We start from the raw sequence: 13,195 nt of genomic DNA on the forward strand, positions 1-13,195 counted from the left end.
GAGCGGGGGCGGGTGCCGCGGCAGGCGCGGGTGCCGGGGTAGGCGCTGCGGTGGCCGCAGCGCTGCCGCCATCGCGCAGGCGCAGGACCCCGGCGGCGAACTCGCCATCGCCGAGGATGCTGAAAAAGGTGCTGACGGCAAGTGAAATCCTGCCGAGGAAAGATGGGTTCGAATCGGTCATAAATGCTCCTGATGGGCTCTGTTAAAGGACGAGCCATCCTGTTTGCCGCGTCGCACGCGACGGGCCTTTGGGCGCCGTCGTGCGTCTTGGTCGACGGCATGTTCCGCCGACATCTGATTCTTCAGAATTTTGCGGCGCCGCCGGGGCGCGCAAACCCGTATTTTGCCTTGTGCGGCGCGGAAAGCGGGCAAAGCCGGAAATTCTCGCGGTGAATGACCGGCAATCAGGTGGAGAGTGAGCGCCAATCAGGTGACGCCGACGCAGCGATGGAGGCGTGGCGCAGGAGCGCCAGTCGGCCTTGCCTTGCCTTGCCTCGTTGCGTCGCCTCACACCGTATCCGGCCCGAATTCAGCCACGACCTGATCGATGAACGCGCGCAATTTCGGTGTCGCGCGGCTCGCCGGAAACACCAGATGCATGGGCCGCGCAGGCGCTTCGTAGTCGGCTAGCACACGCACCAGCCGGCCTGCGGCGAGGTCGTCTCTCACGGCCACTTCGGGCCCGAGAATCACGCCGCCGCCGTTGAGCGCGGCGGCTTGCAGCGCCTTCATGTCGTTGGCCTGAAAGCGGCCCGAGATCGGCACGGCCTGTTCGCCGTGCGTGTCGCTGAAACGCCATTCGGTGTCGACCGGTTGTGCGGTATAGACGAAGCTCAGGCACTCGTGGTCCGCCAGCTCCTGCGGCGTTTGCGGCACGCCGCGCTCGGCCAGATAGCGGGGCGCCGCACACACCACTAGCCGGTAGGGCATCAGCGGCCGCGCGATCAGCGACGAATCCGACAGCGAACCCAAACGAATCGCCGCCTCATACCCCTCGTCGATCAGATCGACGAAGCGGTCGGTCAGCGACAACTCGACCCGCACCTCGGGGTTGGCTTGCAGATAGCGCGTAATCAGCGGTGCGAGACAGCAGGCGCCGAATGTGACCGGCGCCGTGATGCGCAAACGGCCGCGCGGCGACGACGACAGATCCTGCGCAACCGATTCCGCAGCTTCCGCGTCCGCGAGCAGCGCCTTGCAGCGTTCGTAGAAGATCTGGCCGATTTCGGTGAGGCTCTGACGCCGCGTCGTGCGGTTCAGCAGGCGCGCGCCGACGCGCTCTTCCAGCGTGCTCACATGCTTGCCCGCCATCTGCGACGAGATGCCGAACGCGAGCGCCGCCGCGGCGAACGAACCGCTGTCGGCGGTTTTTACGAATACAGCCATGCTGGTCAAACGATCCATCATTCCCCACCCGTGGTTTCGACAGTCGGCAAATTATGCGCGTTTATCTTGCTGAGGTTTTGAATCATAGTGTGCTCACCGAGGAGCAAGCGCTCGACCGAGCGACCCTCAGACATTCATGGAGTGTGAGCAATGAAGATAGGCATTCTCGGCGCGGGTTTCATCGGCCGCGCATTGGCGACCCTGGCAAGGAACCGCGGTCACGAGGTGATGATCAGCAATTCCCGCGATCCGCTGACCTTGACCAGTACGGCCGCCGCGCTCGGCTGCGCGCTCGGCACCGCTGAAGACGCCGCGAAGTTCGGCGACGTCGTGGTGGTCGCCGTGCCGTTCAGGAATATTCAGGCGCTGCCGGCGGCGGCGCTCGACGGCAAGATCGTGATCGATACCTGCAACCACTACCCCGGGCACGACGGCCACATCGAAGCGCTCGACCAGCACACGACCACCACCAGTCAGATGATGGCCGCCGCGTTGCCGGGCGCCAAAGTGATCAAGGCCTTCAACGCGATCCTCGCGAAGGACCTGGAAACGGACGGCAAGCCGGCCGGTACGCCGAAGCGCCGCGCGTTGCCGTTCGCCGGCGACGACGAAGAGGCGAGGCGCGTGGTGAGCGCGCTGCTCGATGAGTTCGGTTTCGATCCTGTCGATGCGGGCACGCTCGCCGATAGTTGGCGCTTCGAGCGCGCCAAGCCGGTGTACTGCATTCCGCTGGACCGCGCGGGCCTCGCCGAAGGGCTGGCCGCGGCGCGGCGCGATGTCGAGTTGCCGCATGGGTCGTGGCGGCAGCGATCGGCACAGCAGGCAATCGTCACACGGAGCTTGCGATGTACTCGCGCAGCCATTGATGCGCCGGGTCGCGATGGGAGCGCTCATGCCAGAGCATAGCCATCTCGTAGCCCGGTATATCGACAGGCGGCTCGACTACCCGCAGCGCACTGTTGTCGCGAACCAGGCGCGAAGGCAGCATCGCCACGAGGTCCGTGCTCGCGAGGACCGACAGCATGAACAGGAAGTGCGGGACGGAAAGCACCACGCGGCGCGCGAGGCCTGCCTCCGCGAGCACTTGATCCGTGATGCCGCGAAACCCTCCGCCATCCTGCGACACGACCACGTGATCGAGTGCGCAGAATTGCGCAAGCGTTGGCCGGCGCTTCAGGCGCGGGTGACCTGCGCGGCCTGCCAGAACATACCGCTCCTTGAAGAGCGCCCGCCGATGCAGTCCGGCAGGCGCGTCCTCGCTGGTATGAAAGGCAAGATCGATCTCCCCCTGTTCCGCCTGTTTGGCGATGCGTGACGGAACAATCTCCAGCACCGCCAGCCGGGTACCCGGCGCCGCCGAGCGCAAGCCGGCCAAAGCCGGCAGCAGGACTGTCGATTCGCCGTAGTCGGCAGCGGCGACACGCCACGTATGACCGGCCTCGGCCGGATCGAAAGGACTGGCAGGCGATACCGCGCGCTCGAGCGCATCCAGTGCCTGCCGCAAAGGTTCGCGCAACGCCTCGGCCCTCGCGGTGGGCCGCATTCCTCGCGGCCCGGGCAGCAGCAGCGGGTCGCCGAGGACATCCCTCAGCTTGGCGAGATGAACGCTCACCGACGGTTGAGAGAAGTTCAGACGTTGTGCTGCGCGGGTCACATTGTGTTCCGAGAGCAAAACATCGAGCGTTACCAGCAGGTTGAGGTCCAGCCGCCTGAGATTATTCATCTTAATACCTGTAATATCAGAAATTCATTTCCAATATACCGGACAAAAACCTATCCTGCGCTCTTCTGGCAATGGAGGTTCAACCATGAATGTTCTTCTCGTCTATGCCCATCCCGAACCGAAGTCATTGAACGGCTCGCTCAAGGACTTTTCGGTCAAACGCCTCGAGGATGCCGGACACGTCGTCCAGGTTTCCGATTTGTATGCAATGAAGTGGAAAGCCTCGCTCGATGCGGACGACAGCACGGACCGGCGGACCGACGAGCGCTTTGATCCATCCCTCGAGTCCATGCATGCGTTCGAGAACGGTTTGCAGAGCGAGGACATCGCACTCGAACAGGACAAGCTGCGGTGGGCGGATGCGCTCATTCTGCAGTTTCCACTGTGGTGGTTCTCGATGCCGGCGATCCTCAAAGGCTGGGTGGAACGCGTCTATGCGTATGGCTTCGCGTATGGCGTAGGAGAGCACTCCGACGCACGCTGGGGCGACCGCTATGGGGAAGGCACGCTGGCAGGAAAACGGGCGATGCTGATCGTCACTGCGGGCGGATGGGAGTCGCATTACGGCCCGCGCGGTATCAACGGCCCCATAGACGACATTTTGTTCCCCATCCAGCATGGGATCCTGTATTACCCCGGCTTCGACGTCTTGCCGCCGTTCGTGACCTATCGGACCGGCCGGGTTGACGCAGCCAAATTTGCAAGGATCTGCGACGCGCTCGGCCAGCGTCTCGATGATCTCCGGAAGACCGAGCCAATCCCATTTCGCCCGCAGAATGCCGGCGCGTACGAGATTCCGGAACTCACGTTGCGAGCCGATATTTCTCCGGATCGGACCGGCTTCGCGGCACACATCGCGTAGCAATTTCGCGGATCACTGCAACTCGAGCCACAGCGGCTGGTGATCGGACGAGCGGCTATTCTGGTCCACGTCGCAAGCAACGATGTGCGGCGTCAGATCCTCGGTGACAAAAACAAAATCGCAGGCGAACGGTCCGTCGGGCCATTGCTCGTGATCGTATAGACCGACTGTCGCGGCGCGCGGGGCGTTTGGGTGCGCACAGGTCCACGCATCGGCGAAGGCGGGCGCACCGGCAATCGGCTCGAGCATCCTGCAATAGGCGGAGTCTGCGAACGCGCTGTTGAAATCGCCGCATATGATGGCGCTCATTGGGCGCGCGGTATCGGCAAACGGACTGTCCGGCCTTTCCGCTTTTGCCGGACGGTGGGCATGGTCGCATGCTTCCTTGTGCACTTCGTGCAGCCTCGCCACTTGCGCCAGCCGTTGTGCTTCGGAGTAGAACTCGAGATGCGTCGTGATGATGCGCAACGGACCGACATCGGTGTCGATTACTGCCTCGAGCGCGACACGCAGCATCGACGGTTCGGCGGGATCGGCGGGCCATGGCAGCGAATGACGCAGCACTTGCCTGACTGGCAGCCGGCTCACGATCGCATTGCCGAACTGGCGCCGATCTCGCGCGGCCCCGAGCGGCGGAAGATCGGAGCCGATCGCATCGAGCACGGTCGCGTGCGGCAGCAACGCGGCAAGCTCGGCGAACTGATCGGCAGAAGGGCCGCCAGCCAATCCGCCTTGCGCCGGTCCGCGATGAAAGCCGCGCGTGACTTCCTGCAGGCACAGAATGTCGAAATCGCACAGCGCCCGTGCCTCGCGCACGATGCGAACGAGGTCGACGCGGCCATCCACACCGCGTCCCCACTGGATGTTCCAGTCGACGAGACGCATGATGTTCTCCTTGGTAAAACCATCTTGCTAGTTTACTGCCGCAATGCCGGATGGATAAATCCGCGAATGCAGAAGAACCGACTGGCGGTTTGCGTGGCTGCGAGCGAGCCGGCTCCTATTAAGCTGAAGATTAGCTTTCTCCGTCTATCCTGACGATGCGCGCAAGGTGCATAGTTACATTTCGCGCCGTCAATAGCGCGTCTTCAGAACAAGCAATCTGCAACGAGGATATGACGTGAAAAGATTGAGCAAGCTAGCAGTGGCTGTCGCAGCTGTTTTGACCTGCTTGTCGCCAGTCGGCGAGGCCGCGCAGACCCTGAACCCGCGCGTCGAAACAAGTCTGGCGAGGAGCATGCAGAGTCGACTCGACGCGCTTGCCCAGCGTGCGGAACCTGGCGTGCTGGGTGTTTCGGTTGTCGACTTGCAGAGCGGCGCTCATTGGGAAGTGAACGCGGACCGCGCGTATCCGATGATGAGCGTCTTCAAGGCGCCGCTTGGCGCGACTGTTCTCCATCAAATCGAGAGTGGCCGGCTCTCGCTGGATCAAACCGTGACTTTGACACGTGCAGACCTGCGCAACGGCGCGAGCGCCATCCGCGACAATTTCAAAGGTGAGCGAATGTCTTTCACCGTGAGGCAGTTGCTGGAGGACGCGGTGAGCCATAGCGATAATACGGCCGCTGACGCGTTAGTAAAGCTCATCGGCGGCCCGCAGGTAGCGACTGCTTTTCTGACCGGGCACGGCATCACCGGTATGCGCATCGACATGGACGAGGGGACGGTGTCGAGTATCTTCAATAACCTCGGTGCCGCCGTCACGCCGCCGGCACACGAGACTGCCGCCGCGCGTGACCGGAGGCTGAGAGACGGCTACTCGGCCTATCTGGCCGACCCGCGCAACCGAACGACGCCGCAGGCCGCGGTTAGTTTTCTCCGCTCACTCTGGCAGGGCCAGTTGCTTTCTGCCGAGTCGACGCGGTACCTGCTTGGGCTGCTGTATGCGCAAACGGTCCCTCGTCGTTTGAGAAACGGCATTCCCGACGGTATCCGACTGGCCGATAAATGCGGGACATCGGAAAGCGTCTCTGGAATGACGGCAGCATATAACGATATCGGCATCGTAACGGGGCGAGATGGACATACGATTATCGTTGCGGCATTCCTCATGGCATCGCACGCTTCGCAACCCGCCAGGGACGCGATTTACGCCGATCTTGGCCGGGACATTGCGAACCTGGTCCAGTAGCGAAGTCCATTAGCGAAGCGCGGGGCGAGCCGGATTGAAAAAACGGTTTCGATATGCCTGACGGTCTGCTTGCGGTTTTGCAGCCAGGGGGATCAGAGAACTTTCTTCATCGAGGGAGAGGGGTGGAACACATAGCTCTCGTGCTCATAGAAAGCAATCGCCTCCTGCCGCGCGTCGAGAAACACCGCCGTCATGTCGCGAGCACGCGCATCGGCTTGCGCATATTCCAGCAGGGCGTGACCTGCGCCGCTTCCGCGCGCCTGAGCGTCGACCACAAGGTCATCGACGTGCAAGTGCGCCCCGCGCGCCAACGTATGGACCGGCCTCATTCCGATTACGCCAATGAGCTTGCTGTCCTGAAACGCTCCAACAAGCTCGTAGCCGGAAAACGATTGCCGGCGTGCTCGCCGCAGAAACTCGTCCAGATCCAGAGGGCGTAATTGAGCGATGATGGGAAATGCTTGCGCCCATTGCGCTGGGGAAAGTCTTCGGATATCCAGACTGGTGCGGCGATTTGCAGTCATGGTTTCGGTCCGTCCTCGTTGGAAAAGTCTCGATTTTTGCACACAATTTAAATTACTTTCCTTTCTGCTCAGCTCCGATTTATTCTCCTGTTCGCAATAGATCCAGAGGCCCAATGACGGTAAGTTGGACCGCCGACAACGGTAACAGCGGGAAGGCGACGCTTGCCGCCGCCTGTCACCGATCGCCGACAGGCAGAGGCTCCCTTTGCGGACGGTGCCGGAGAACCACCCGCTCGACCGAATCACACGCGTGACGTCGCCACAAGAACCATGGTGTTCAAGGCTGGCTTAGCAGGTTCTGCACTAATCCAGCAGCGCCAGCAGCGCGCGGTGATCCCAATCCAGTAACATAATCATAACCACCTGAAGCGTTGCAAATGGCGCCACAACTGCCATTGCTGCCAGTAGTGACATCATTGTAGGCGTTGCTGCCAATGCCATAGAGTGTGTTATAGGTGGCAGAAAGTTTTAATTTTCCAGCGGCAACGCGCATGGAATTGGCGATTGCAAATAGTCCGGCCCATTGCGGTGCTCCCGCGCTGGTACCGCCCACTTTAAACCAGCCTGATTGCCCGAGGTAGCTGACAGAGTCATAGACGGCGAATCCGGTATTTGGATCGCCGTTGTAAGCGACATCCGGAATGCCGCGCTTTCCAGCATAAGGTAACGGCCATGCAGTCTGGCCAGCCGGTTCTGTCTCATAGGCGCTAAGACCGCCGCCACTCCCGCTCCACGCGGTTTCGCCGATGTAATTGCCGTACGGATCGACATTAAGGGAAGTGCCGCCAACACCAACGACGTATGTCGAAGCAGCCGGGTATTCAGAACCGTAACCGCTATCCCCTGACGACGCCAGGAAGGTCACGCCAGGGTGATTGTTATTGTTGAAATGACTGTCATAGGTGGTCTCCGAACTGAATTCGCTCGCCCCGAAGCTCATGGAAACCGTCGATGCGCCATTCTGCATCGCCACATCGACTGCCTTCATCAGATCGCTGAAGCGACTCGTCGCTGCTTCAACCAGCAAGATCTTTGCTTTGGGAGCAATCGCATGTGCCCACTCGACATCAAGAGACATTTCGATTGCCCAACCGGCATCGGTCCTCGGTTTGCTGCCGCTCGCGTATATCTTGCGGAAACAGCCATTGGGAGTCGTGCATGACGGCAGACCGAACGTGGAGCTAAATACGCCAAGGTCGGATTCGATATTCGGCTGATCATAAGCATCGATGATGGCAATCACCATGCCTTCACCCTGATTGGAAATTTCGTCAAAACCATAAGCATGCCGCACTGTAGCGGGTGCCAGACCGATTGGCGTGGCAGTGCTGACACCTGGCTTTATGTGAAAAGGCGGGCGTGCATAGCCTTTGGGAGGACGCATGCCTTCGGTGTACGAAACCGACAGACTATCCTGCTGAGCCGTCGCTGGAATGGCGAAGCCGATTGACACGCCAAGTAGAACCGCAAACCCGGCTTTGGGGAAATTTTTCATTTTTCGATTCCCTTACTTCATGTGTGATCCCCGACTTCCAGGCTGACTACACTACGGCCAAGTCGCTTGTTGCCGAGGCGCAGATTGAACATCGCAAGATTGCGATTGGTGGTCCGTCGCCTGACACTCAGGCTCTTCGATCAGCTTGAATGCCGAACTCAGGAAGGTTGGCCGCCACACGCAGTTGCATGTGCGCATGGTGTGGCCAGACCAAGGCTGTATGAGGGTGTGGTCCACGCTGAAGTGTTCGCCGGGAACCCAGTTTTTTCTGTGCAATCGCCAACACTTCATTGAAGAAACAGATCGGCATCGACCTTGTCCGGATGGGGCGTGTCAACGCGATTTGTCACTCTGTCGCTCCGGCACTGCCGCCCAGATACGCTGCGCGAACCCGGCTATCCTGCGCCAGATCCCTGGCAGGGCCGGCAAGCGCGATGCGGCCGCTTTCCAGCACGTAGGCACGATGAGCGATGCGCAGTGCCTGGCGTGCGTTCTGCTCGACGAGAAGGATCGAGGTGCCTTCGTTGCAGATGTCGGCAATCATGCCGAAGATCACCCGGACCAGCTTCGGCGCCAGTCCCATGGACGGTTCGTCCAGCACGACGACACGTGGCCGCAGCATCAGGGCGCGCGCGATTGCCAGCATCTGCTGTTCGCCACCGCTGAGCGTGCCCGCCAACTGGCTGCGTCGCTCTCCGAGCCGCGGGAAAGTCTGATAGACCTCGGTCATCCGCTGTTCCAGCAAGGCGCCGTCGGCCCGGATCAGATAGCCGCCGAGCCGCAGATTTTCCTGGACTGTCAGCGCCCCGAACATGCGACGGCCTTCCGGCACATGACCGAGACCCAGGGCCACGATCTGGTGAGCCCGCAGTCCGGCGAGCGTGTGCCCGGCCATCACGATCTGTCCAGCACGTGGGCGAATCAGGCCGGAAATGGCGCGTAGCGTAGTGGTCTTGCCCGCCCCGTTGCTGCCGAGCAATGCCACGATCTCACCTTCCGCGACGTCCAGCGATATGCCATGCAGAACCTCTACGTTCCCATAGCTCACATGCAGATCGCGGATTTCTAGGAGTCCCACAGCGATTTCTCCCCGGCGGCATCGTCGGCCGCTTCGTCTATCCCGGCTGTACCGAGATAGGCGTCGATCACACGCGGGTCGGCCTGGATCTCGATTGGCGAACCCTCGGCGATGATGACGCCATGGTCCATGACGATGATCCGGTCCGACACGCCCATCACCAGCATCATGTCGTGTTCGATCAGCAGCACCGTCACGCCAAGATCCCGAATACGCCGGATCAATTCCATCAGCGCGTGCTTCTCGGTCGGATTCATTCCCGCTGCCGGCTCGTCCAGCAACAGGAGATGCGGGTTGCTGGCGAGCGCACGAGCGATCTCCAGCCGGCGTTGGTCGCCATAGGGCAGGTCGGCCGCGCGTTCGCCCGCCCGGGCGCCGAGGCCGACGAAGCTGAGCCAGCCGAGGCCCTCTGTCGCGTGATTTTCCGCCTCGGAACGAGCGGAGGATAGCGCGAGCAGCTCGGCGATCAACTGAGCTCGGAGCCGATGATCCATGCCGATCAGCACGTTCTCGAAGGCAGTCATGTTGGCAAACAGGCGGATGCCCTGGAAGGTTCGCGCGATGCCGCGATGGACGATGCGATGAGGTGCTCCGCCAACCAGCGAGGCGCCGCGCCAGAGAACCTGACCGCCGGTCGGACGGGTCACGCCGGTCAGACAATTGAACACCGTGGTCTTGCCGGCGCCGTTCGGGCCGATCAGGCTGAGAATCTCACCGCAGCGCACCGTGAAACTGACGTCGCCGACCGCCAGCACCCCGCCAAAGCGGCGCTGCATGTTGCGCACCTCGAGCAGGATTGCATCGGTGACGCTCTCCCGGGGCACGGGCTTTGCGGCGACGGCGCCCTCGCGTGGCGGCGCCACGCGGCGCAGTGGCGCCGGCCACAGGCCTTGCGGCCGGAGTAGCATCAGGATCACCAGCCCGATCGCGAACCCGAAGATGCGCCAAAGGTTGAGAAAACGCAGCATCTCGGGCAGGCCGGCAACGATCACGGCGCCGAGTATCACGCCAGGAATGCTCCCTCGACCGCCAAGCACGACGATGATCAGGATCGTGACGGACTGCAGATAGGTGAACCCGGTCGGGTCGATGGTTCCGAAGCGCGCAGCGAACAGGCTTCCGCCAAAACCGCCGATCAATGCGCCCATCACATAGGCAAGCAGTTTGACGCGCAGCGTCGGCACGCCGACGGCCTCGGCAGCCGCCTCGTCCTCGCGGATGCTGGTCCAGGCGCGGCCGAGCCGCGACTGGCCGAGCCGGATCGCGAACACGAGCACCAGCACGAGGAACGCGATGCCCAGTTCGTAGACCGCATGGGGCGAGCTGATCTCGTAACCGAACAGGCTGGGGCTGTCGATACCGTAGATGCCGTTCGGGCCGCCTGTAATCCGAAGGTTGGTGGCAATGATGCGCGTGATCTCGCCGAATCCAAGCGTGACGATCGCCAGGTAGTCGCTGCGCAGCCGCAGTGTCGGGTAGCCAATGACGATGCCCGAAGCGCCGGCAAACGCAAGGCTGAACGGCAGCGTTTCCCAGAACGAGAAGTGCAGCAGTGTTTCCAGCAGCGCCGTGGTGTAGGCGCCGATTGCAAAGAAGGCTGCGTAGCCCAGATCCAGGAGCCCTGCATAACCGACCACGATATTCAGCCCGAGGCCGAGGATCGAATAGGTGGCGATGGTCAGGCCGACATCGACGACATAGCTGCTGGCGACAGCCGGCAGCGCCACGGCGGCGACCAGAAGACCGGCGCCGGCCGCAGGGCGGCGCCAACGCGCTGAAGCTTGCGGCGCGCCCATGGTCTACATTCTCTCGACGACGCGTTCGCCGAACAAGCCAGTCGGCTTGATCACGAGCACACCGATCAGCACACCGAACACCAGCACATCGGTCCACTGCGACGAGACATAGCCGGCGCCGAAGGCCTCGAGCAGGCCGATCAGGATGCCGCCGGCCATCGCACCAGGAATGTTGCCGATGCCGCCGAGAACGGCGGCGGTGAAAGCACGAAGACCCAGCACGAAGCCCATGAAGAAATTGATCTGCGTGTAGTAGAGCCCCTCCATGACACCTGCCACGGCGGCCAGCACCGAACCTAGCAGGAAGGTCAGCTGGATCAGCCGCTCGACATTGATGCCCATCAGACGTGCCGCGTCCTGATCGATCGCCAGCGCGCGCATTGCCGTGCCTAGGAAGGTGTGATGGACGAAGAAATACAGCGCCAGCATCAGCGCGAGGCTCGCCACGATGATGCCTATCTGTGTGAAGCTGACCCGCACGCCGAGCAGATCGAATCCTGTCTGGCTGAGCACATGCGGATAGGTGTCGAAGCCGGCGCCGTAGAGCAGCAGCACGCCGTTCTCCAGCGCGAGAGAAACGCCGAGCGCCGTGATCAGAATCGACAGCCGCGGCGCGCGCAACAGCGGCTGGTAGGCCAGCCGCTCGATGGCGAGGCCAAGGGCGCCGGTGACCGCCATCGAGGCGACGAGAGCAATCAGCAACGCCAGGGCGAGCGGCAGGTGCGCCGCGGCCAGCACGGTCAAAGCGGTCCAACCGACGAACGCACCAACCATGAACAAGTCGCCGTGAGCGAAGTTGATCAGCCGGATAATCCCGTAGACCATCGTGTAGCCGAGGGCGACGAGGGCATAGAAAGAGCCGGTGGTCAGCCCCTCGACGACGAACTGGAAGAAGGTGCTCATGGCCGGGTGCGGTGCGCGACAGAGCCTACTTCATCGCCACCCAGTGTCCGCCTGCATCGAGCCGCTGGTAGGGCGTGAAATTGCCGCTGCGCACGATGATGACGATATACACCGCGTTGCTGCGGTCACCTTTCGGATTGAAGCCGATCGTCCCGGTCACGCCCTGGTAACCCGAGATCTTGTGCAGGGCAGCACTGATCGCCGCGGGCGCCGTCGATTTTGCGTTCGCGATCGCTGTTGCGGTGACCCCGACGGCATCGTATTCGTAGACGGAATAGGGGCCGGGCGCTTGTCCGTAGGCCTTCGTATAGTCATCGACATAGCCGTGCGCGGCGCTCAGGAACTGCGCCAGCGGCGCTGTGGTGATGACCATGTCGTCGGCCGCGGGGCCGGCTGTTTTCACCAGTGTGGGGTCGTTGGTGGCGTCGCCGCCCATCAGCGTCATCTTCAGGCCCAGTTGTCGCGCCTCCTTCACCATCAGGCCGGCTTCGGCGAAATAGCCGGTGTAATAAATGACGTCCGGCTTCAGTGAGGCGACATGGGTCAGCGTGGGCGAGTAGTCCATCTGGCCGGGCGTGATCGCATCGTCATAGACGACGTCGACGCCGTTCTTCTTCAGGGCTTCCACCGTGTTGTCGGCGAGGCCCTTGGAATAGGTCGTGTTGTCGTTGATGACCGCCGCACGTTTCGCGTGCAGGAAGTTCTTGATGAAGCTGGCCGCAAACGGACCCTGCTCGTCGTCACGGCCGATCGTGCGGAACACGTTCGCGTAGCCCATCTCGGTCAGCTTGGGATTGGTCGATGCGTCCAACACGTAGGGAATGCCGACGCGGTGAAATGTCGTCAATTCCGGCAGCGCCGCGCTGGAGCAGTAGCCGCCGGCCACTGCAACGACGCCTGCATCGACAAGTTTCTGCGCCGCCTGTACCGCTGTTTGCGCGTCGCAGGCGTCGTCTTCCGGCACTAGCTCGATCTGCTTGCCGAGCACGCCGCCAGCCGCGTTGATTTTTGCGGCGGCAAGCCTGGCGCCGTTGACGATGTCCTGGCCGGCATTGGCGCTGCTGCCCGACAGCGGCACGGGCACGCCGATCTTGAGCGTGGCGCCCTGGCTTCGCGCCAAACCGGGGATCGTGCCGGCGAGCACGGCCAGAGCGGCCATGGCCGCGATTGTTGTTCGCCGCAAAACGCGAACTGCATCGGGCATGCCATTCTTCTGAGCAATCATGTTAGTCACTCCTTATTGTGAAAGGGATCGAAGCGATCCGCCACGCGGATAGACCGGTGACATCAGAAAGCG

At 62.1% G+C, this 13,195-nt stretch carries 12 protein-coding genes and 1 pseudogene; 3 read left to right on the plus strand and 10 right to left on the minus strand.

Annotation, left to right across the window (positions count from 1 at the left end):
- Both AC3WLT_RS19620 and AC3WLT_RS19625 read right to left on the minus strand, forming a co-directional pair.
- Positions 1-181 (minus strand): annotated as a pseudogene (locus AC3WLT_RS19620) (DUF2760 domain-containing protein); the annotation flags it as partial.
- 326 nt (positions 182-507) lie between these two features.
- Positions 508-1,404 (minus strand): LysR family transcriptional regulator, encoded by an 897-nt coding sequence (locus AC3WLT_RS19625; protein WP_492593443.1) that lies wholly within the window; start codon positions 1,402-1,404, stop codon positions 508-510.
- Between the two features lie 132 nt (positions 1,405-1,536).
- Between AC3WLT_RS19625 and AC3WLT_RS19630 the strand changes: the two genes are divergently transcribed.
- Positions 1,537-2,292, plus strand: a complete 756-nt coding sequence (locus tag AC3WLT_RS19630; RefSeq protein ID WP_492593355.1) for an NADPH-dependent F420 reductase — start codon at positions 1,537-1,539, stop codon at positions 2,290-2,292.
- Here the strand turns inward: AC3WLT_RS19630 and AC3WLT_RS19635 are convergent.
- The gene (locus tag AC3WLT_RS19635) at positions 2,216-3,109 is read right to left on the minus strand and encodes a LysR family transcriptional regulator (RefSeq protein ID WP_492593356.1); all 894 of its coding nucleotides are present in this window, start codon (positions 3,107-3,109) and stop codon (positions 2,216-2,218) included. The genes AC3WLT_RS19630 and AC3WLT_RS19635 overlap by 77 nt on opposite strands.
- 85 nt (positions 3,110-3,194) lie before the next feature.
- On the opposite strand from AC3WLT_RS19635, the gene AC3WLT_RS19640 reads away from it, so the two are divergent.
- Positions 3,195-3,971: an NAD(P)H-dependent oxidoreductase gene (locus AC3WLT_RS19640; RefSeq protein ID WP_492593357.1), complete on the plus strand. Its 777-nt coding sequence runs from the start codon at positions 3,195-3,197 to the stop codon at positions 3,969-3,971.
- A 12-nt stretch (positions 3,972-3,983) separates the two neighbouring features.
- Here the strand turns inward: AC3WLT_RS19640 and AC3WLT_RS19645 are convergent, their stop codons facing one another.
- Positions 3,984-4,856, minus strand: a complete 873-nt coding sequence (locus AC3WLT_RS19645) for an endonuclease/exonuclease/phosphatase family protein (RefSeq protein ID WP_492593358.1) — start codon at positions 4,854-4,856, stop codon at positions 3,984-3,986.
- Between the two features lie 352 nt (positions 4,857-5,208).
- Here AC3WLT_RS19645 and bla point away from each other — a divergent pair, with 352 nt between their 5' ends.
- Positions 5,209-6,102 (plus strand): class A beta-lactamase, encoded by an 894-nt coding sequence (bla, locus tag AC3WLT_RS19650; protein WP_492593359.1) that lies wholly within the window; start codon positions 5,209-5,211, stop codon positions 6,100-6,102.
- Between the two features lie 92 nt (positions 6,103-6,194).
- On the opposite strand, the gene AC3WLT_RS19655 is transcribed toward bla, so the two are convergent.
- The 6 genes from AC3WLT_RS19655 to AC3WLT_RS19680 all read right to left on the minus strand — a co-directional run bounded on the left by AC3WLT_RS19655 (position 6,195) and on the right by AC3WLT_RS19680 (position 13,123).
- Positions 6,195-6,626, minus strand: coding sequence for a GNAT family N-acetyltransferase (locus AC3WLT_RS19655; RefSeq protein WP_492593360.1), 432 nt, complete (start codon positions 6,624-6,626; stop codon positions 6,195-6,197).
- 277 nt (positions 6,627-6,903) lie between these two features.
- Positions 6,904-8,121 (minus strand): S53 family peptidase, encoded by a 1,218-nt coding sequence (locus AC3WLT_RS19660; RefSeq protein WP_492593361.1) that lies wholly within the window; start codon positions 8,119-8,121, stop codon positions 6,904-6,906.
- 346 nt (positions 8,122-8,467) lie between these two features.
- On the minus strand, positions 8,468-9,199 hold the full coding sequence (locus AC3WLT_RS19665) for an ABC transporter ATP-binding protein (protein WP_492593362.1): 732 nt from the start codon (positions 9,197-9,199) through the stop codon (positions 8,468-8,470).
- Positions 9,187-10,995: a branched-chain amino acid ABC transporter ATP-binding protein/permease gene (locus tag AC3WLT_RS19670; RefSeq protein ID WP_492593363.1), complete on the minus strand. Its 1,809-nt coding sequence runs from the start codon at positions 10,993-10,995 to the stop codon at positions 9,187-9,189. The genes AC3WLT_RS19665 and AC3WLT_RS19670 overlap by 13 nt, the downstream gene beginning before the upstream one ends.
- Positions 10,996-10,998: 3 nt before the next feature.
- Positions 10,999-11,898 (minus strand): branched-chain amino acid ABC transporter permease, encoded by a 900-nt coding sequence (locus AC3WLT_RS19675; RefSeq protein WP_492593364.1) that lies wholly within the window; start codon positions 11,896-11,898, stop codon positions 10,999-11,001.
- Positions 11,899-11,923: 25 nt separating this feature from the next.
- The gene (locus AC3WLT_RS19680) at positions 11,924-13,123 is read right to left on the minus strand and encodes a branched-chain amino acid ABC transporter substrate-binding protein (protein ID WP_492593365.1); all 1,200 of its coding nucleotides are present in this window, start codon (positions 13,121-13,123) and stop codon (positions 11,924-11,926) included.
- Positions 13,124-13,195: the final 72 nt, after the last annotated feature.

It is taken from the genome of Paraburkholderia sp. FW306-2-2C-D06C (assembly GCF_058781505.1).

What these genes read in the sequence shown, in the direction of transcription:
- AC3WLT_RS19625 (WP_492593443.1), bottom strand. Translation starts at nt 1,404, where the DNA reads ATGGATCGTTTGACCAGCATGGCTGTATTCGTAAAAACCGCCGACAGC.
- AC3WLT_RS19630 (WP_492593355.1), top strand. Translation starts at nt 1,537, where the DNA reads ATGAAGATAGGCATTCTCGGCGCGGGTTTCATCGGCCGCGCATTGGCG.
- AC3WLT_RS19635 (WP_492593356.1), bottom strand. Translation starts at nt 3,109, where the DNA reads ATGAATAATCTCAGGCGGCTGGACCTCAACCTGCTGGTAACGCTCGAT.
- AC3WLT_RS19640 (WP_492593357.1), top strand. Translation starts at nt 3,195, where the DNA reads ATGAATGTTCTTCTCGTCTATGCCCATCCCGAACCGAAGTCATTGAAC.
- AC3WLT_RS19645 (WP_492593358.1), bottom strand. Translation starts at nt 4,856, where the DNA reads ATGCGTCTCGTCGACTGGAACATCCAGTGGGGACGCGGTGTGGATGGC.
- bla (WP_492593359.1), top strand. Translation starts at nt 5,209, where the DNA reads ATGCAGAGTCGACTCGACGCGCTTGCCCAGCGTGCGGAACCTGGCGTG.
- AC3WLT_RS19655 (WP_492593360.1), bottom strand. Translation starts at nt 6,626, where the DNA reads ATGACTGCAAATCGCCGCACCAGTCTGGATATCCGAAGACTTTCCCCA.
- AC3WLT_RS19660 (WP_492593361.1), bottom strand. Translation starts at nt 8,121, where the DNA reads ATGAAAAATTTCCCCAAAGCCGGGTTTGCGGTTCTACTTGGCGTGTCA.
- AC3WLT_RS19670 (WP_492593363.1), bottom strand. Translation starts at nt 10,995, where the DNA reads ATGGGCGCGCCGCAAGCTTCAGCGCGTTGGCGCCGCCCTGCGGCCGGC.
- AC3WLT_RS19675 (WP_492593364.1), bottom strand. Translation starts at nt 11,898, where the DNA reads ATGAGCACCTTCTTCCAGTTCGTCGTCGAGGGGCTGACCACCGGCTCT.
- AC3WLT_RS19680 (WP_492593365.1), bottom strand. Translation starts at nt 13,123, where the DNA reads ATGATTGCTCAGAAGAATGGCATGCCCGATGCAGTTCGCGTTTTGCGG.